This window comes from Chromobacterium piscinae (assembly GCF_021129175.1).
GTDB lineage: Bacteria > Pseudomonadota > Gammaproteobacteria > Burkholderiales > Chromobacteriaceae > Chromobacterium > Chromobacterium piscinae.
The window spans coordinates 11738-30397 of sequence record NZ_JAJOHV010000017.1 but is presented as its reverse complement, the minus strand read 5'-3'; the positions used below and the strand labels follow the sequence as shown (position 1 = coordinate 30397).

The 18660-nt window shown below is 66.0% G+C and carries 19 protein-coding genes; 16 read left to right on the top strand and 3 right to left on the bottom strand.

Annotated features, from left to right (window positions below; genetic code table 11):
• Positions 1-3: 3 nt before the first annotated feature.
• The 14 genes from LQR33_RS04420 to moaC all read left to right on the top strand — a co-directional run bounded on the left by LQR33_RS04420 (position 4) and on the right by moaC (position 15053).
• Positions 4-1485 (top strand): UDP-N-acetylmuramoyl-L-alanyl-D-glutamate--2,6-diaminopimelate ligase, encoded by a 1482-nt coding sequence (locus LQR33_RS04420; RefSeq protein ID WP_166439890.1) that lies wholly within the window; start codon positions 4-6, stop codon positions 1483-1485.
• On the top strand, positions 1482-2843 hold the full coding sequence (locus tag LQR33_RS04415; protein WP_231467760.1) for a UDP-N-acetylmuramoyl-tripeptide--D-alanyl-D-alanine ligase: 1362 nt from the start codon (positions 1482-1484) through the stop codon (positions 2841-2843). Before LQR33_RS04420 ends, LQR33_RS04415 begins: the two co-directional genes overlap by 4 nt.
• Before the next feature lies 1 nt (position 2844).
• Entirely contained in the window at positions 2845-3930 is a 1086-nt protein-coding gene (mraY, locus tag LQR33_RS04410) for a phospho-N-acetylmuramoyl-pentapeptide-transferase (protein ID WP_021477365.1), read from the top strand.
• Positions 3931-3941: 11 nt separating this feature from the next.
• Positions 3942-5303, top strand: coding sequence for a UDP-N-acetylmuramoyl-L-alanine--D-glutamate ligase (murD, locus tag LQR33_RS04405; RefSeq protein ID WP_166439888.1), 1362 nt, complete (start codon positions 3942-3944; stop codon positions 5301-5303).
• Complete coding sequence (ftsW, locus tag LQR33_RS04400; RefSeq protein ID WP_166439887.1) at positions 5300-6457, top strand: putative lipid II flippase FtsW; 1158 nt, start codon at positions 5300-5302, stop codon at positions 6455-6457. Before murD ends, ftsW begins: the two co-directional genes overlap by 4 nt.
• Positions 6458-6589: 132 nt before the next feature.
• Positions 6590-7672: an undecaprenyldiphospho-muramoylpentapeptide beta-N-acetylglucosaminyltransferase gene (gene murG / locus LQR33_RS04395; protein WP_166439886.1), complete on the top strand. Its 1083-nt coding sequence runs from the start codon at positions 6590-6592 to the stop codon at positions 7670-7672.
• Between the two features lie 37 nt (positions 7673-7709).
• Positions 7710-9104, top strand: coding sequence for a UDP-N-acetylmuramate--L-alanine ligase (murC, locus tag LQR33_RS04390; RefSeq protein ID WP_104945971.1), 1395 nt, complete (start codon positions 7710-7712; stop codon positions 9102-9104).
• A 49-nt stretch (positions 9105-9153) separates the two neighbouring features.
• Positions 9154-10065, top strand: a complete 912-nt coding sequence (locus LQR33_RS04385) for a D-alanine--D-alanine ligase (protein WP_166439885.1) — start codon at positions 9154-9156, stop codon at positions 10063-10065.
• Positions 10055-10780: a cell division protein FtsQ/DivIB gene (locus tag LQR33_RS04380; protein WP_221667943.1), complete on the top strand. Its 726-nt coding sequence runs from the start codon at positions 10055-10057 to the stop codon at positions 10778-10780. The genes LQR33_RS04385 and LQR33_RS04380 overlap by 11 nt, the downstream gene beginning before the upstream one ends.
• 19 nt (positions 10781-10799) lie before the next feature.
• Positions 10800-12041 carry a cell division protein FtsA gene (gene ftsA / locus LQR33_RS04375; protein WP_021477358.1) on the top strand — a complete coding sequence of 414 codons (1242 nt, stop codon included), beginning with the start codon at positions 10800-10802 and terminating at the stop codon, positions 12039-12041.
• Between the two features lie 100 nt (positions 12042-12141).
• A complete protein-coding gene (gene ftsZ / locus LQR33_RS04370; RefSeq protein ID WP_021477357.1) occupies positions 12142-13329 on the top strand; it encodes a cell division protein FtsZ in 1188 nt (395 codons plus the stop codon).
• 112 nt (positions 13330-13441) lie between these two features.
• The gene (lpxC, locus tag LQR33_RS04365) at positions 13442-14353 is read left to right on the top strand and encodes a UDP-3-O-acyl-N-acetylglucosamine deacetylase (protein WP_199776287.1); all 912 of its coding nucleotides are present in this window, start codon (positions 13442-13444) and stop codon (positions 14351-14353) included.
• Between the two features lie 4 nt (positions 14354-14357).
• Positions 14358-14540 carry a hypothetical protein gene (locus LQR33_RS04360; protein WP_231467758.1) on the top strand — a complete coding sequence of 61 codons (183 nt, stop codon included), beginning with the start codon at positions 14358-14360 and terminating at the stop codon, positions 14538-14540.
• 33 nt (positions 14541-14573) lie between these two features.
• Entirely contained in the window at positions 14574-15053 is a 480-nt protein-coding gene (gene moaC, locus LQR33_RS04355) for a cyclic pyranopterin monophosphate synthase MoaC (protein WP_221666144.1), read from the top strand.
• Positions 15054-15166: 113 nt separating this feature from the next.
• Here moaC and LQR33_RS04350 read toward each other — a convergent pair whose 3' ends face one another.
• The 3 genes from LQR33_RS04350 to LQR33_RS04340 all read right to left on the bottom strand — a co-directional run bounded on the left by LQR33_RS04350 (position 15167) and on the right by LQR33_RS04340 (position 17129).
• Positions 15167-15772: a hypothetical protein gene (locus tag LQR33_RS04350; protein WP_221666143.1), complete on the bottom strand. Its 606-nt coding sequence runs from the start codon at positions 15770-15772 to the stop codon at positions 15167-15169.
• Positions 15773-15840: 68 nt separating this feature from the next.
• Positions 15841-16350 carry a CNP1-like family protein gene (locus tag LQR33_RS04345; RefSeq protein ID WP_221667942.1) on the bottom strand — a complete coding sequence of 170 codons (510 nt, stop codon included), beginning with the start codon at positions 16348-16350 and terminating at the stop codon, positions 15841-15843.
• A gap of 14 nt (positions 16351-16364) precedes the next feature.
• The gene (locus tag LQR33_RS04340) at positions 16365-17129 is read right to left on the bottom strand and encodes an NRDE family protein (RefSeq protein ID WP_021477346.1); all 765 of its coding nucleotides are present in this window, start codon (positions 17127-17129) and stop codon (positions 16365-16367) included.
• 127 nt (positions 17130-17256) lie between these two features.
• Here LQR33_RS04340 and LQR33_RS04335 point away from each other — a divergent pair, with 127 nt between their 5' ends.
• Positions 17257-17487: a sulfurtransferase TusA family protein gene (locus LQR33_RS04335; RefSeq protein ID WP_021477345.1), complete on the top strand. Its 231-nt coding sequence runs from the start codon at positions 17257-17259 to the stop codon at positions 17485-17487.
• Between the two features lie 63 nt (positions 17488-17550).
• Positions 17551-18585: a dihydroorotase gene (gene pyrC, locus LQR33_RS04330; RefSeq protein ID WP_231467755.1), complete on the top strand. Its 1035-nt coding sequence runs from the start codon at positions 17551-17553 to the stop codon at positions 18583-18585.
• Positions 18586-18660 lie beyond the last annotated feature (75 nt).

Below are 18660 nucleotides of genomic sequence, written 5' to 3'. Positions count from 1 at the left end.
ATCATGAAGAGCCGTTTGACTGCGTTGCCGGACTGGGATCCGGCCTTGTTGCAACAGCTGGGCCTCCCGATCAAACGGGTGGAGGCCGACAGCCGCCGCGTGCTGCCGGGCGATGTGTTCCTCGCCTGCCGCGGCGAGTACGCCGACGGCCGCGATTTCATTCCGGCCGCGCTGGAAAAAGGCGCGGCGGCGGTGCTGTGGGACGACGCCGACGGTTTCGCCTGGAAGGCCGAGTGGCAAGCGCCTAATCTGGCGGTGCCGAATCTGCGCGAGCGCGCCGGCATCGTCGCCGCCCATGTGCTGGGCCAGCCCTCGCGCGATCTGACCGTGGTCGGCATCACCGGCACCAACGGCAAGACCTCCATTTCCCATTGGCTGGCGCAGGCGTTTTCGCTGCTGGGCCAGAAGGCGGCGTTGATCGGCACCGTCGGCAACGGCTTCTACGGTCAATTGACCGAAACCACCCACACCACGCCGGATCCGGTGACGGTGCAGCAGAAGCTGGCCGAATACCGTCGCCAGGGCGCGCACGTGGTGACGATGGAAGTGTCCAGCCATGGCCTGGACCAGTTCCGCGTCAACGGCGTCGAGTTCGCCACCGCGGTGTTCACTAATCTGACCCGCGACCATCTCGACTACCACGGCTCGATGGAGGCCTACGGCGAGTCCAAGAAGAAGCTGTTCTTCTGGGAGGGCCTGAAGCACGCGGTGATCAACGCCGACGATGCTTTCGGCCGCCAGCTGGCCGCCGAGATCGACCCTGAACAGACCCGCGTGGTCACGTACGGCCTGGAGCAGGGCGATGTGCGTCCGCTGGCGCTGGCCGCCACGCTGGAGGGCCTGCAGCTGACCGTCGCCACGCCGTGGGGCACGGTCGACGTCCGCACCGGCCTGGTCGGCCGCTTCAATGCCGCCAATCTGCTGGCCTGTCTGGCCACGCTGTGCGTCAACGGCGTCAGCCTGCAGGACGCCGCCGCGGTGATGGCGCGCATCCAGCCGGCCCGCGGCCGGATGCAGAGCGTCGGCGGCGCGCATGAGCCGCTGGTGGTGATCGATTACGCCCACACCCCCGACGCGCTGGAAAAAGCGCTGGCCACGCTGTCCGAGATCCGTCCCGCCGGCGGCAGGCTGTTCTGCGTGTTCGGCTGCGGCGGCGACCGCGATCCGGGCAAGCGCCCGATGATGGGAGCCATCGCCGAGAAGCACGCCGACGTGGCGGTGCTGACCAGCGACAACCCGCGCAGCGAGGACCCGCAGGCCATCATCCGCGACGTGCTGGCCGGCATGGACGCCGCCCGCGCGCATGTCGAGGCCGACCGCGAAGCCGCCATCCACTGGGCGGTGGGCCAGGCCAAGGTGGGCGACGTGGTGCTGGTGGCCGGCAAGGGCCACGAGGAATACCAGGACATCGCCGGCGTCAAGCGGCCGTTCTCCGATTTCCGCGTCGCGGAAGAAGCGCTGACCGCATGGGGGATGCCGCGATGATGACGCTGAGCCAAGCAGCCCGCTTTGCCCAAGGCCGCCTGATCGGCACCGACGGCGAAGTGCTGCGCGTGATCACCGACAGCCGCCAGGCGCAGCCGGGCGATCTGTTCGTCGCGCTGAAGGGCGAGCGTTTCGACGCCCATGATTTCGTCGCCGAAGTGACCTCCAAGGGCGCAGCCGCACTGGTGCGCGATGGCTTCGAGCTGGCCGGCGCCAGCCTGATCCAGGCGGGCGAAGACACCCGGCTGGCGCTGGGCCGCCTGGCCGCCGGCTGGCGCGAGACGCAGCCGGCCGTCCGCATCGGCGTCACAGGCTCCAATGGCAAGACCACGGTCAAGGAAATGCTGGCCGCCATCCTGCGCGCCCATGCCGGCGTGGATGCCGTGCTGGCCACCGCCGGCAATTTCAACAACGACATCGGCCTGCCGCTGACCTTGCTGCAGCTGAAGCCGCAGCATCGCTACGCGGTGATCGAGATGGGCATGAACCATCATGGCGAGCTCAGCTACCTGACCGGGCTGACCCGGCCGCAGGTGGCGCTGGTCAACAACGCGATGCGTGCCCACTTCGGCCATTTCGGCTCCACCGAGGACGTCGCCCGCGCCAAGGCCGAAATTTTCGAAGGACTGGCCGACGGCGGCGTGGCGGTGGTCAACGCCGACGACGCCAATCTGCCGCTGTTCCGCGCGGCCGCCGGTTCGCATCGCCAGCTGAGCTTCGGCCTGGCGCAGGCCGACGTCGGCGCGAGCGATCTGGCGCTGTCGGCGCTGGGCAGCCGTTTCACGCTGCGCTCTCCGGCGGGACGGGTCGAGATTAATCTGCCGGCGCCGGGCGAGCACAACGTCCGCAATGCGCTGGCCGCCGCCGCCGTCGCCTTGGCGCTGGATGTGCCGCTGTCCGCCATCGCCGCCGGCCTGGCCGTGTTCGGCGGCGCCAAGGGCCGGCTGCAGATCAAGCAGAGCCCGCGCGGCCTGACCGTGATCGACGACAGCTACAACGCCAACCCGGATTCGATGAAGGCCGGCATCGACGTGCTGGCCGGCCTGCCCGGTCCGCATTGCTTCGTGATGGGCGACATCGGCGAACTGGGCGAGGCTTCGCCGGCTTTGCATGCCGAAGTCGGGGAACACGCGCGCCTGCGCGGCATCGAACAGCTCTTTGCGCTGGGCGAGGCCTCGCGCCGCGCGGTGGCCGCATTCGGCGCCGCGGGGCAGGGATTTGATTCGATTGACGAGTTGTTGGAGTGCCTGGATAGCCGGCTGGCGTCGGGTACCGCCGTTCTGGTCAAGGGGTCGCGCTTCATGCGCATGGAACGGGTGGTGGAACACCTGATGCAAGCAAAGAAAGAGGGAGTATAAGGTGCTGCTTTGGCTGGCTGATCTGTTGGGTTCGCATATCCGGGCCTTCAATGTCTTCAACTACACCACGCTGCGCGCGGTGATGGCGGCGCTGACTTCGCTCGCCATCTCGCTGCTGTTGGGACCGTGGGTGATCCGCAAACTGACCGAGCTGAAGGTCGGCCAGGCGGTGCGCAACGACGGTCCGCAGACCCACTTGGTCAAGGCCGGCACGCCGACCATGGGCGGCTCGCTGATCCTGCTGGCCATCACCATCACCACGCTGCTGTGGGCGGATTTGTCCAACAAATATGTGTGGCTGCTGCTGGCGGTGATGCTGGGCACCGGCGCGCTGGGCTTTTACGACGACTGGCGCAAGGTGGTGTACAAGGACCCGAAGGGGGTGTCCGCCAAGTTCAAGATGGCGTGGCAGTCGGCCATCGCCATCGGCGCCGGCGTGTTCCTGATCGCCACGGCCAAGCTGCCGGCGTCCACCGAGCTGATCGTGCCTTTCTTCAAGACTGTCGCCTATCCGCTGGGCGCGGTGGGTTTTTGCGTGCTGACCTATTTCGTCATCGTCGGCACTTCCAATGCGGTCAACCTGACCGACGGCCTGGATGGCCTGGCGGCGCTGCCGACGGTGCTGGTGGCCGCGGGCCTGGCCATCTTCGCCTATGTCGCCGGCCACGCGGTGTTCTCCAAATACCTGGGCCTGCCCTTCATCCCCGGCGCGCATGAGGTGGTGGTGTTCTGCGCAGCGATGTGCGGCGCCTGCCTGGGGTTTTTATGGTTCAACGCCTATCCGGCCCAGGTATTCATGGGCGACGTCGGCGCGCTGGCGCTGGGCGCCGCGCTGGGCGCGGTAGCGGTGATCGTGCGCCAGGAAATCGTGCTGTTCCTGATGGGCGGCCTGTTCGTGATGGAGGCGCTGTCGGTGATGATCCAGGTCACCTCGTTCAAGCTGACCGGCAAGCGCGTGTTCCGCATGGCGCCGCTGCATCACCATTTCGAATTGAAGGGCTGGAAGGAAACCCAGGTGGTGGTTCGCTTCTGGATCGTCACCATGATGCTGGTGCTGATCGGCCTGTCGACGCTGAAGCTGCGCTGAGGACGGAAGAGATGGATTACGCCAATCGACATGTGACGGTGGTGGGACTGGGAGGCTCGGGCCTGGCGGCTGCGCGCTACCTGGCCGCCCACGGCGCGCGCGTGCGCGTCGCCGACGCCAATCCGTCCGCCGAGCGGCTGGCCGAGCTGGAGCGCCATCTACCGGGCGTCGAGGTGATCGTCGGCGTTTTCGACGACGCGACTTTCGCCGGTTCCGACTTGCTGGTGGTCAGCCCTGGCGTGCCGCTGGCCAATCCGGCCATCGCCGCCTTCCGCCGCGCCGGCGGCGAGGCGGTCGGCGACATCGAAATCCTGGCGCGCGCGATCCAGGGCGACGGCAGCAAGGTGATTGCCATCACCGGCTCCAACGGCAAGAGCACGGTCACCAGCCTGGTCGGCCATCTGTGCGAGGCCGCGGGTCTCGACACAGTCGTTGCCGGCAATATCGGCCTGGCGGTGCTGGAGGCTCAGTTGGAGCGCGAGCAGAGCGGCCGCCGGCCCGACGTGTGGGTGCTGGAACTGTCCAGTTTCCAGCTGGAGTCGACGCTCACGCTGGAGGCCGACGCCGCCACCGTGCTCAATATTTCCGAGGACCACCTCGACCGCTACCAGGATTTGCTGGACTACGCGCACGCCAAGACCCGGGTGTTCAACGGCAAGGGCGCGCAGATATTGAACAAGGACGACGCGCTGGTGCGGGCGATGATCCGCCCCGGCCATCCGGTCAAGTGGTTCTCGTTGAACGGCGCCGCCGACTACGCGCTGGCCCGCAACGGCGGCTACTGGCTGAACGTGGGCGGCGAAAAGGTGTTCGATTGCGCCGACATGCAGCTGCAGGGCCTGCACAACGCCGCCAACGCGCTGGCCGCGCTGGCGCTGTGCCAGGGCATCGGCCTGCCGCTGGACAAGCTGCTGGAAGGCTTGAAAACCTTCCGAGGCCTCGCCCATCGGGTCGAGCTGGTAGACGAATTCGACAGTGTTGCGTTTATCGATGATTCCAAGGGCACCAATGTCGGCGCGACCGAGGCCGCGCTGAACGGCATGACCCGCCGGGTGGTGCTGATCGCCGGCGGCGACGGCAAGGGCCAGGACTTCGCGCCGCTGAAGCCGGCTTGCCAGCGCATCGCGCGCGCGGTGCTTCTGATCGGCCGCGACGCCGGCAGGATCGAGGCGGCGCTAGCCGATAGCGGGCTGACGCTGGAGCGCTGCGACACGCTGGAGGAGGCCACCCGTCGCGCGGCGGCGCTGGCCCGGCCGGGCGACGTGGTGCTGCTGTCGCCGGCCTGCGCCAGCCTGGACATGTTCAAGAACTACGCGCATCGCGCCCAGGTGTTCATCGACACCGTGGCGGCGGTGAAGGCGGCCCGCGCATGATCCGCAATCCGGCCAGCCGTTACACGGCGATCACCGCGCTGGACGAGGCGCTGGCCTGGGCGCTGGCGCTGTTGTTGTCGATCAGCCTGGTGATGGTGTATTCGGCGTCGATCGCGTACGCGGAAGCGGACGCGGCGACGCAGAACCGCTACTTCTACCTGATCCGCCACGTGGTGTTCATGGTGATCGGGCTGTCGGCGGCGTTCGCTGCGTTCCAGATCCCGACGGCGTTCTGGCAGAAGTATTCGGGAAAGATCTTCCTGATTGGCTTGGTGATGCTGGTGCTGGTGCTGATTCCAGGCATCGGCAAGGTGGTCAACGGCTCGCGGCGCTGGATCAACCTGTTCGTGTTGAACTTGCAGCCGTCGGAGGTGATGAAGTTCGCCACCGTGCTGTACGCGGCGGATTACACGGTGCGCAAGAGCCACCTGCTGCACAGCCTCAAGGAAGGTTTCGCGCCGATGTTCGCGGCGATGGTGGTGGTGGCTTTCCTGCTGCTGCGCGAGCCGGACTTCGGCGCGCTGATGGTGGTGATGAGCATCGCGATGGGCCTGCTGTTCCTGGGCGGCATCAATATGCGCATTTTCTCGGGACTCGCGGCGATGGCGGTGGTGGCCATCGTGCTGCTGATCGTGTCGTCGCCGTACCGGCTGAAGCGGGTGTTGGGCTTCATGGACCCGTGGGATGACCCGTACGGCAAGGGCTACCAGCTGTCGCATTCGCTGATCGCCATCGGCCGCGGCGAATGGTTCGGCGTGGGGCTGGGCGGCAGCATAGAGAAGCTGTTCTACCTGCCGGAGGCGCACACCGACTTCATCATGGCGGTGATCGCCGAGGAGTTCGGCTTCGCCGGCATCTGCGTAGTGATCGGCCTCTACGCCTGGATCGTGCGGCGCGCTTTCCACATCGGCGTGGAGTCGAAAAAGCTGGAGCGCTACTACCAGGCGCTGGTGGCGCAGGGCATCGGCATTTGGCTGGGCATCCAGGTGTTCTTCAACATCGGGGTGAACATGGGCCTGTTGCCGACCAAGGGTTTGACGCTGCCGCTGATGTCGTTCGGCGGCTCGGCGATGTTGATGAATTTGATCGCGGTGGCGGTGCTGCTGCGGGTGGATTACGAAAACCGAAGGATTATGCGGGGCTATAAGGTTTAGCCCCGCATGAGAAAAGGCTGCAAGCCTTTCTAGGTGCCTTGGCGCCGTGTCCTTTGGTTTCTGCGATCCCGAAGGGTGAAGCAAGAACCGGCGCATGATGCGTGGCAACAAGATTTAACGGAACGGATAGAAATGGCGAATCGCACGGTCATGGTGATGGCGGCTGGCACGGGTGGACACATCGTCCCCGGCCTCGCCGTGGCCAAGGAATTGCAAAGCCGGGGCTGGAAGGTGGTGTGGCTGGGCACTCGCCGCGGCATGGAAAACAAGCTGGTGCCGCCGACCGGCATTGAGCTTGAGCGGCTGAACTTCCACGGCGTGCGCGGCAAGGGCCTGTTGGGTTCGATCAAGGGCGCGCTGCAACTGGCCGGCGCTTTCTTCAGCAGCGCGGCGCAGATTTTCCGCCACCGTCCGGACGTGGTGCTGGGCATGGGCGGCTACGTTTGCCTGCCGGGCGGCGTGATGGCGGGCCTGCTGTGGAAGCCGCTGGTGCTGGTCAACGCCGATGCCGGCCTGCTGCTCAGCAACAAGGCGCTGCTGCCGTTCGCCAAGAAGCTGGCCTGCGGTTTCGACGGCGACGCGGCGCGCAACGGCAAGGCGCTGGTCACCGGCAATCCGGTGCGCGGCGAGATCGAGAGCATCGCCGCGCCGGCAGAGCGTTTCGCCGGCCGCAGCGGCCCGCTGAAGGTATTGGTGGTCGGCGGCAGCCTGGGCGCCAAAGTGCTGAACGAAACGCTGCCGCAGGCGATGGCCAAGCTGCCGGACGGCCAGCGGCCGCAACTGGCGCACCAGACCGGCGAGGCGAACTTCGCCGCGGTCGAGGCCGCTTATCAGGCGGCGGGCCTGCGCGAGCAAGTGGAGCTGCTGCCTTTCGTCGACGACATGCCGAAGCGGCTGGCCGAGTGCGATCTGGTGATCTGCCGCGCCGGCGCGATCACGGTCAGCGAATTGTGCGCGGCCGGCGTGCCCAGCGTGCTGGTGCCGCTGGTGGTGTCCACCACCGGCCATCAGCGCGACAACGCCGAATGGATGGCTAAGGCCGGCGCGGCCTGGCATCTGCCGCAGAAGGAATTGAACGCCGATGGGCTTGCGGGCCTGTTGGCGGGTTTGGACAGAGACCAGTTGCTGGACAAGGCCGAGCGCGCGCGCGCGCTGGCCCGTTCCGGCGCGGCCGGCCGGGTGGCCGACCTGTGCCAGCAGTTGGCCGGGGAATGACAGGGCGCCGTACGAGCGTTCAAGCAGAGACACAGACATGAAACACAGGGTCAAACACATACATTTCGTGGGCATAGGCGGCGTCGGCATGTGCGGCATCGCCGAGGTGCTGCACGGCCTGGGCTATACCGTGTCCGGTTCGGACATGGCCGACGGCGCCACCACCAAGCGGCTGGCCGCCGAGGGCGTGCGCGTGTTCTTCGGCCACGACGCCACCTATGTGGAAGGCGCCGACGTGGTGGTGACCTCCACCGCGGTGAAGGCGGACAACCCGGAAGTGCTGGCGGCGCGCGACAAGCGCGTGCCGGTGATTCCGCGCGCGATGATGCTGGCCGAGCTGATGCGCTTCAAGCAGGGCATCGCCATCGCCGGCACCCACGGCAAGACCACCACCACCAGCCTGACCGCGTCGGTGCTGGGCGCGGCCGGATTGGACCCGACCTTCGTCATCGGCGGCAAGCTGACCGCCGCCGGCACCAACGCCAAGCTGGGCCTGGGCGAATTCCTGGTGGCCGAGGCTGACGAGTCGGACGCGTCCTTCCTGCATCTGAGCCCGGTGATGGCGGTGGTGACCAATATCGACGCCGACCACATGGACACCTACGACCACAGCTTCGACAAGCTGAAGCAGGCTTTCGTCGATTTCCTGCAGCGGATGCCGTTCTATGGCCGCGCGGTGCTGTGCGTCGACGACCCCAATGTGCGCGAGATCCGCGAACGCGTCACCAAGCCGGTGACCACTTACGGCCTGGACGACTCCGCCGACATCTACGCCGAGAACGTGCGCGCGGCCGCCGGCCAGATGCATTTCGACGTGGTGGTGAAGAACGGCGCCATCACCCGCTTCCCGCTGGTGTTGAACCTGCCGGGCCGCCACAACGTGCTGAACGCGCTGTCGGCGATCGCCATCGGCCTGGAGTGCGGTGCCAGCATCGAAGCCATCCAGAAGGGCCTGTCCGAGTTCGCCGGCGTCGGTCGCCGCTTCCAGCGCTACGGCGAAGTGAAGGCCAAGGACGGCGGCAGCTTCACCCTGGTGGACGATTACGGCCATCACCCGGTGGAAATGGCCGCCACGCTGGCCGCGGTGCGCGGGGCCTTCCCCGGCCGCCGCTTGCTGCTGGCTTTCCAGCCGCACCGCTACACCCGCACCCGCGACTTGTTCGAGGACTTCGTCAAGGTGCTGTCCGGCGTCGACGCGCTGCTGCTGTCCGAGGTGTACGCGGCCGGCGAAGCGCCCATCGTCGCGGCCGACGGCCGGGCGCTGGCGCGCGCGGTGCGGGTGGGCGGCAAGGTGGAGCCGCTGTTCGTCGAGGACATCGCCGAGATGCCGCAGGCCATCCTGGACGCCGCCCGCGATGGCGACGTGGTGGTGACGATGGGCGCCGGCTCGGTGGGCGCGGTGCCAGGCAAGGTGACGGCCCTGGCGGGTTGATCGGAATTTCCGTCCGCGCCGCGGGCGCGGGCTTGTTGAGGATAGATAGATGAAGCAGTACGGCAAGGTGGCGGTGTTGATGGGCGGAAGCTCGTCCGAGCGCGAAGTGTCGCTGATGAGCGGCGCCGGCGTGCTGGCGGCGCTGCAGTCCAAGGGCGTGGACGCCCACCGGTTCGATCCGTCGGAAAAACCGCTGTCGGCGTTGAAGGAAGAAGGTTTCGCTTGCGTGTTCAACATCCTGCACGGCCCGTTCGGCGAGGATGGCACGCTGCAGGGCGCCCTGGAGGCGCTGGACATGCCATATACCGGCTGCGGCGTGATGGCCTCGGCCATCGCCATGGACAAGTGGCGCACCAAGCTGTTGTGGAAGGGCGCCGGCTTGCCGATTCCGGCGTTCGAGCTGCTGGATGAGAACAGCGACTTCGACGCGATCGAAAAGACGCTGGGCCTGCCGATTTTCGTCAAGCCGTCCAGCGAGGGCTCGAGCATAGGCGTGACCAAGGTGAAGGCGGCGGGCGAATTGCGCGCGGCGTTCGAGGAGGCGCGCAAGTACGACGCGGTGGTGATCGCCGAGCAATTCATCGGCGGCGGCGAGTACACCTGCGCGGTGATCGGTGACAAAGCGTATCCGACCATCAAGATTGAACCGGCCACTGAGTATTACGATTACCAGGCCAAGTATTTCCGCGACGACACGGTCTACCGCTGCCCGTCCGGCCTGGCCCCGGAAGTGGAAGCCCGGGCGCGCGAACTGGCGCTGAAGGCGTTCAAGGTATTGGGCTGCCGCGGCTGGAGCCGGGTGGATTTCCTGATGGACGAGGCGGGCGAGATCTACCTGCTGGAAGCGAATACCAGCCCGGGCATGACCAGCCACAGCCTGGTGCCGATGGCGGCCAAGGTGGAGGGCATCGCTTACGAGGACCTGTGTCTGAAGGTATTGGATACGGTGCATGTGGGATAACCATCGGCTGCTCAGGGGCCTGGCCAATCTGATGCTGGGCGCCACGGCGCTGATGCTGCTGTACGCGGGGGGATTCTGGCTGACGCACGCGCCGGTGTTCCCGGTGAAGAAGATACGGATTCAGGGCGACATGAACCGGGTGACGGCCGAGCAGCTGAAGTTCATCGCGGAACATGAGCTGTCCGGCACCTTCTTCACGCTGGATATCGACAAGACGCGCGCCGCCTTCGGCAAATTGCCGTGGGTGCGCGACGCGCAGGTGAGACGGCGCTGGCCGGACGCGCTGGATATCACCGTGGAGGAGCATGTAGCGCTGGCGCGCTGGGGGGAGAACGGTCTGGTCAATACCCGCGGCGAGCGTTTCGACGCGGCCAGCGACGCCAAGCTGCCGGTGTTTTTCGGACCGGCGGGCGCCGAGAAGGACATGACGGCGATGCTGACGCAGATGCGCCAGACCTTGCAGCCGTCGGGCCTGGCGCCGCGGGAACTGTGGCTGTCGTCGCGGCGGGCGTGGAAAGTGGTGCTGGACAACCAGCTGCAGCTGGAGCTGGGACGTAATGACGTGGCGGCGCGCGCTGAGCGCTTCGCCACTTACTGGAAGAGCGAGTTGGCGCGGTTGCCGTATCACATCGAATACGTCGACCTGCGCTATCCGAATGGATTCGCCGTGCGGATGCCCGACTACAAGGCGCCGCCGGCCAAGGGAAACAAGTGATTAGGCGTTGGAGCGACAGGTGAGCAAACCAAAGGAAAGCAAGAACATGCTGGTCGGCCTGGACATCGGCACCTCCAAGATCGTGGCGATCGTGGCCGAGGTGCTGGAAGACGGCCAGCTTAACATCGTCGGCATGGGGCACACCCCGTCGCGCGGCTTGAAACGCGGCATGGTGGTGAACATCGAGTCCACCGTGCAGGCGATCCAGCGCGCGCTGGAGGAGGCCGAGCTGATGGCCGACTGCAAGATTCACGAGGTGTTCGTCGGCATCGCCGGCAGCCACATCAAGAGCGTGAACTCGCACGGCATGGTGGCGATCAAGGATCGCGAGGTCACCAAGATGGACATCGACCGCGTGATCGAGACCGCGCGCGCGGTGACCATTCCGCCGGACCACCAGGTGCTGCACATCCTGACCCAGGAATACAGCATCGACGGCCAGGAAGGCGTGCGCGAGCCCTTGGGCATGAGCGGCGTGCGGCTGGAAGCCAAGGTGCACATCGTCACCGGCGCGGTGTCCGCCGCCCAGAACGTGACCAAGTGCGTGCGCCGCTGCGGCCTGGAAGTGTCCGACCTGGTGCTGCAGCCGATGGCCTCGGCCATCGCCGTGCTGTCCGAGGACGAGAAGGACCTGGGCGTGTGCCTGATCGACATCGGCGGCGGCACCACCGACATCGCCGTGTACGTGGGCGGCGCGATCCGCCACACCGCGGTGATCCCGATCGCCGGCGACCAGATCACCAACGATATCGCGATGGCGCTGCGCACCCCGACCAAGGAGGCCGAGGACATCAAGATCCAGCACGCCGTGGCCTTGGTGGGCATGGCCGATCCGGCGCAGATGATAGAAGTGCCGGGCGTGGGCGAGCGCGGCCCGCGCCAGATGTCGCGCGCGACGCTGGCCGAAGTGGTCGAGCCGCGGGTCGAGGAGTTGTTCCAGCTGGTGCAGCAGGAGCTGCGCCGCAGCGGTTTCGAGGAAATGTTGTCGTCCGGCATGGTGCTGACCGGCGGCGCCAGCCTGATGCCGGGCATGGTGGAGCTGGCCGAGGAGGTGTTCCACCTGCCGGTGCGCGTCGGCGTGCCCAAGTACGTCGGCGGCCTGGCCGAGGTGGTGAAGACCCCGCGCTTTTCCACCGGCGTCGGCCTGCTGCTGTACGGCAAGGACCAGATCCAGGGCTATGCCGGCCCGGTGAAGTCCGAGTCGGCCGGCATGGGCCAGATGTTCACGCGGATGAAGGCGTGGTTCGGCAGCAATTTCTGATTGGATTCGGTGCCGCCGGCAGGTGCCGGCGGCGTGTTGAAGGTTGTTCGGGCGTAGTACCAGGCAGTAATGAATGGCTCATCTTGATGAGGAGAGGAAAATGAGCGGAATGGTTTTTGAAGTCATGCAGGAAACGGCCAGCTCGGCCGTCATCAAGGTCATCGGCGTCGGCGGCGGCGGTTGCAACGCCATCGACAACATGATCACCGGCAATGTGCACGGCGTGGAATTCATCTGCGCCAACACCGACGCGCAGTCCCTGCAGCGCAACCGCGCCCCGCAGAAGCTGCAGCTGGGCACCAATCTGACGCGCGGCCTAGGCGCCGGCGCCAACCCGGAAGTGGGCCGCAGCGCGGCGCTGGAAGACCGCGAGCGCATCGCCGAAAGCCTGCGCGGCGCGAACATGGTGTTCGTCACCGCCGGCATGGGCGGCGGCACCGGCACCGGCGCGGCTCCGGTCGTGGCTGAAGTGGCCAAGGAAATGGGCATCCTGACCGTGGGCGTGGTCACCCGCCCGTTCGATCATGAAGGCAAGCGGCTGAAAGTGGCGCAAAACGGCATCGAGGACCTGAAGAAGCACGTGGACTCGCTGATCGTGATCCCCAACGAGAAGTTGATGGAAGTGCTGGGCGACGACGTCACCATGCGCGAAGCCTTCCGCGCTGCCGACGATGTGCTGAAGGGCGCCGTGGCCGGCATCGCCGAAGTGATCACTTGCCCGGGCCTGATCAACGTCGACTTCGCCGACGTGCGCACCGTGATGGGCGAGATGGGCCTGGCGATGATGGGTTCCGCCTACGCCTCCGGCATCGACCGCGCCCGCGTGGCCGCCGAACAGGCCGTGGCCAGCCCGCTGCTGGACAACATCACGCTGGAAGGCGCGCGCGGCGTGTTGGTGAACATCTCCACCGCGCCGGGTTGCCTGAAGATGAGCGAGTACCGCGAGATCATGGGCATCATCCGCCAGTACGCGGACGAAGACGCGCAGATCAAGTTCGGCACCGCCGAAGTGGAAGACATGCCGGAGGACACCATCCGCGTGACGCTGATCGCCACCGGCCTGGGCCAGAAGAAAACCGTCCGCAACGAGGATCGTCCGGAGTACATCAAGATCGTCAAGACCGGCACCGACGACCGCGCGGTGGAAATGGTGAACTACGAGGATCTGGACGCGCCGGCCATCATGCGCACCGGCCGCCGCCGCGCCAATCCCTCGCTGGATTTCTCCAACCCCGAGGTCAGCGAGAGCTACGACATCCCGGCCTTCCTGCGCAAGCAGGCGGACTGAACGGAGGATACGGATAGATAAACGCTATTCATGTCAGCAAATCAATCAATAAAGCATGGCCGAGCGCTATGCTAGAATCGGGTTTTCCCGTCTGGTTGAGTAGCCTGAAATGATTCTGCAGCGCACGCTGAAGCAAGCGATCAGCGCCACGGGCGTCGGTCTGCATTCCGGCGAGCGGGTGAAGCTCACCCTGCTGCCGGCGCCGCCCGATACCGGCATCGTCTTCCGTCGCACCGACTTGCCCGAGCCGGTCGACGTGAAGGTAGAACCTTCGCTCGTGAACGACACGCGCCTCTCCTCCACGCTGGTGACGGACACCGGCGTGCGTGTCGGCACGATCGAACATCTGATGTCGGCGTTCGCCGGCTTCGGCATCGACAACCTGGTCGTCGAGGTGACGGCGGCGGAGATTCCCATCATGGATGGGTCCGCCGCGCCGTTCCTTTATCTGCTGCAGACGGCTGGGGTGGCGGAGCAGCCCAAGAAAAAGCGTTTCATCCGCGTCAAACAGACAGTAATGGTGGAAGACCGCGGCGTGTGGGTCCGGCTGGACCCGCACGACGGCTTCAAGATCACCTTGTCCATCGAGTTCAACCATCCGGCGTTCAACCGCGCGCCGCAGACGGTGGAGGTGGACTTCGCCCACCATTCCTATACCGACGAGATCAGCCGGGCCCGGACTTTCGGCTTCATGCACGAGGTGGAGTACATGCGCAACCACGGCCTGGGCCGCGGCGGCAGCCTGGACAACGCCATCGTGATCGACGACGAGTACGTGCTCAATCCGGAGGGCCTGCGCTTCCCGGATGAATTCGTCCGCCACAAGATACTGGACGCGATCGGCGACCTTTACGTTGTAGGCTATCCCTTGATCGCGGCGTTCTCCGGCCACAAGTCCGGCCACGCGATGAACAACAAGCTGTTGCGCAAGCTGCTGGAAACGCCGGACGCCTGGGAATTCGCCAGTTTCGACGATCCCTTGGACGCGCCGTCCAGTTTCCACCTGTTGCCGTCAGAGGAGTGAGGCCGTGTTCGGCTTATGGCGGCTGTGGCTGTTGGCGACGGTGCTGGCGATAGGCTGGGCGCTGTTGTGCTTCTCCCTCACCCATGACCGCCGCTACCTGCGCCGCGCGCTGGCCATCGCCCGCTGGAGCGCCGGCCTGCTGGTTGTTGTTTCCTGCTTCTGGCTGATTTTCCGCCTGCTGCGCTGATCGCGGCGGGCGTTTTCATTTGAAGGGTACGCCATGACACGACTCACCCATTTCGACGCAGCCGGCCAGGCCCATATGGTGGATGTCGGCGGCAAGGCCGCCACGGCCCGCCGCGCGGTGGCCGAAGGCGCGATCCGCATGCTGCCGGCCACGTTCGCGCTGGTGAAAAACGGCGGCCACAAGAAGGGCGACGTGCTGGGCATCGCCCGCGTCGCCGCCATCATGGCGGCCAAGAAGACCTGGGACCTGATCCCGCTGTGCCATCCGATCGCGTTGACGCGGCTGGCGGTGGACTTCGAGCTGCTGGACGGAGAATCCATGGTTCGGATAGCCGTGACCGCCGAGTGCAACGGGCAGACCGGGGTGGAGATGGAGGCGCTGACCGCGGTTAATGTCGGTTTGCTGACCATCTACGACATGTGCAAGGCGGTGGACCGCGGAATGGAGATCACCGGCGTCCGCCTGCTGGAGAAAGACGGCGGCAAGAGCGGCGGCTGGCGGGCTGAGAGTTAGCCTTAGCGGCAAGGGGAGGCGCGGGCTCTGTGGGCGCATGCCTTGGTTTGATGAGCCGCGACAGGCCAATCATCATCTGGGCTCAGGCGAGGGCTGGCTGCCGCAAGATCGCGTCACATACCGGTTTGCAGCTTCAATTGCGGTATCAGCGGATAGGCGTCGGAGCGGCAACTGGGCGGGTGGACTTCATGCCAACGGTCCCGGCGGTTCCATTCGTATAGCCCGCGGCCCAGCTGCAGGTGCAGGTAGGCATGCTGGTAGCGCGAGCGTTCCAGCATATCGTGGGTCAGCTGGTTCAATTCCGGGATGGAAATGAACAGCAGCAGGGTGGAGGCCATCGTGCCGTGCTCGACGGTGCCGGCCGCCAGCAGCAGATGCAGTTGATGGCCGTTCGGCACGTGGTAGTCCTTGCCCACCTTGGCCTCGATGCGGCAGGCGACGTCCAGTGCGTTGGCCGGCCGGGTGAACATCCAGCCTATGCCTCCGGCGGCCTGCTGGGCCTGCTGGATTTCCTTCTTGCGCGCATTGCGGCGGGCATATTCGCCGGCCAGCACCTCGGTCACTTCGATGGCCAGGCAGCGGCCATCCGACAGCGAGACGCCGACATCGGGGGCTGGGCACTTCAGCGATTTCACGTCGAGCGGATCAATGCCTTTTTGCTCGAACAGCCGCTTAACCCATTCCCTTTCCCGATTTTCCTGCAGAGTTTGCTGATCCATCGGCGCCTACGCGAATGCAAGACAGATGTTTCATCTTAGAACATCCGTCGCAGGCGTCGATCATGGCGTCAACGCGCGCCGCGCAGCGAGGCGATCGCCTGGGCGGCATCGCGCGGCGCGCTGTGCGAGGGGCACATCAGCTCGCGCAGTTCGCGCCTGAGCTTGTCGGTGCCGTTGATCGCCAGCCACTGCGGCCGCATCGACGCGATCCAGCGATGGTTGATGCTGTCGCCGAAGCCGTAGGCCTTGTATTGGTTGTTCTTGCACAGGATGCCCTCGGCGCTGAGGTTCTCCACGCCGCTGGGCGTGAGCACGCGGCTGACGAAGCGCACCACGCCGTCGCCGCCCACGCTGAGCGTCTTGGCGTCGACGAAGAAGCGGTTCTGCTGCAGCCAGTCCGGCTTCACTTCTATCCAGTCCGGCGTCTGCGGATAGTCGGGCAGCGCGTAGTCTTGTTCGGCCCAGGGCTGCTCTTCCTGGAATTCGATGTTCTTGTTGATTCTGTCGCTGCCGGCAAGCGCGGGCAGGCTCAGGCACAGCGCCAGCAGCGCCGGCAGGGTGGTTGCGATGGCTTTCAAATGCGGATGCTCCGTCAGCGCGCCTGTCCGGCGCGCAGGTTGTAATGTCGGCGGCCGGTTTCGCGGCCGGCCAGGCCCCAGCTCAGTTCGGAAAAACTGATATCGCCGCGGCTGGACACCGTCAACAGCATCGAAGCGCGGGTGCCGTAGTCGCGGCCCTGGATGAAGATCGGCGACAGCGTTTTTTCCAGCGCCAGGCCGATGCGGGTATTGGGCAGATGGCCGGGGCCCGCCGGCGTCGGATCGGACAGCGCGGCGTAGGCCTGCTCCTCGGTCGGCGGGCGGCCGAAATCGCCCAGGCGCTCCGCCAGCCGCTGGCACTTGAACCACGGCGTGTCCAGCGTGGCGTTGGACAGCGTGTGGATGCCAGGCGTGACGCGGGCGATCTGCCGGCCGGGGCTGTGGAAGAAGAACAGATCCGAGGTGGTGCCGAATAGCAGGTTGAACGGCCCGTAGCGATGGCACTCCTCGCGCAGCCAGTCGGCGAAGGCGAAGGGATCATCGTCGCCAGTGACGAAGCGCTGCACCAGTTCGCCGCGGGAGCGCTCTGCCTTGGGCGGGAAACCGTCGCGGAAGTTGGTGACGGCGGCGATGCGGTTGCGGCCGTCCACCATCAGCCAGCCGCCGCCGGATTGCTGGTCGCGGCCGCCCAGGGTATGGGGGTATTCCGGCCACCAGTCCAGCGGCTCGGCGGGGCGGGCGTAGTATTCGTCGCGGTTGGCCAAAAGTACCAGCTGGCCCATGCCCGGCGTTTTGTAGGCGAAAGCGAGGATGCACATATTGCGGTGACCGATTTGGGTAAGGCTTGACGACTGGCGTAAACTATACGGCTGCGGCCCGCCGGTTTGCGCGGCCGGCCGCCATGTGATTCATTGTAACCTGATATGGCTGAAGGATACCCGGCCCATGACTCCCGACAAGCATATTGATCTTTCCGGCCTGAATTGCCCGCTGCCGATCTTGCGCGCCAAGAAGGCGCTGGCCGATATGGACAGCGGCGCGGTGCTGGAAGTGATCGCCACCGATCCGGGCGCGCCCAAGGACTTTGAAGCCTTCTGCCGCCAGACCGGCAACGGCCTGCTGGAATCGACCACCACCGGCGAAGGCAAGTTCCGGATGGTGCTCCGGCGCAAGTAGACATTCCTGGCGATGGTTTTCCATCGCCATTGTTTTATCCATCGTTACGGCAAGCCATCCACCATGCAGACTCTTTCCCTGATCCGCCCCGACGACTGGCACCTGCACCTGCGCGACGACGCCGCGCTGGCCGCGGTGCTGCCCGACACCTGTTGCCAGATGGGCCGCGCCATCGTGATGCCCAATCTGAAGCCGCCGGTCACCACCGTGGCCGCCGCGGCGGCCTACCGCGAGCGCATCCTGGCCGCGCGCCCGTCCGGCAGCGCCTTCGAGCCGCTGATGACGCTGTACCTGACCGACAATACCCGTCCCGAGGAAATCCGCCTGGCCAAGGCCAGCGGTTTCGTCCACGGCGTCAAATTGTACCCGGCGGGCGCCACCACCAATTCCGACCACGGCGTCACCGATATCTTCAAGGCGCTGCCGGCGCTGGAGGCGATGGCTGAAACCGGCTTGCCGCTGCTGGTGCACGGCGAGGTCACCGACGCCGATATCGACGTATTCGACCGCGAGGCGGTGTTCATCGAACGGGTGATGAAGCCGCTGTTGGCCAAGCTGCCGACGTTGAAGGTGGTGTTCGAGCACATCACCACCCGCGAGGCGGCCGAGTTCGTCACCGCCGCGCCGGCCAACGTCGCGGCCACCATCACCGCCCACCACTTGCTGATGAATCGCAACGCGCTGTTCGTCGGCGGCATCCGCCCGCACCATTACTGTCTGCCGGTGCTCAAGCGCGAACAGCATCGCCAGGCGCTGGTCAAAGCGGCGACCTCTGGCTCGGCCAAGTTCTTCCTCGGCACCGACAGCGCGCCGCACGCCAAGGGCGCCAAGGAGGCGGCCTGCGGCTGCGCCGGCATGTACACCGCCAACGCGGCGATAGAGCTCTATGCCGAGGCTTTCGAAGCCGCCGGCGCGCTGGACAAGCTGGAGGCGTTCGCCAGCCTGAACGGCCCGGCTTTCTATGGCCTGCCGGCCAATGGCGGCAAGATCGAGCTGGTCAAGGAAAGCTGGACGGTGCCGGCCGAGCTTGCCTACCCGGGCGGCAGCCTGGTGCCCTTGCGCGCCGGAGAAGGCATCGCCTGGCGTCTGCGAGGCTGATCCTCGCCTGCGATCGCGCAGCCGCCTTTGGGCGGCTTTTTTTATTTGTCCTGCAGGGTGTCTGAAATCAGCCGG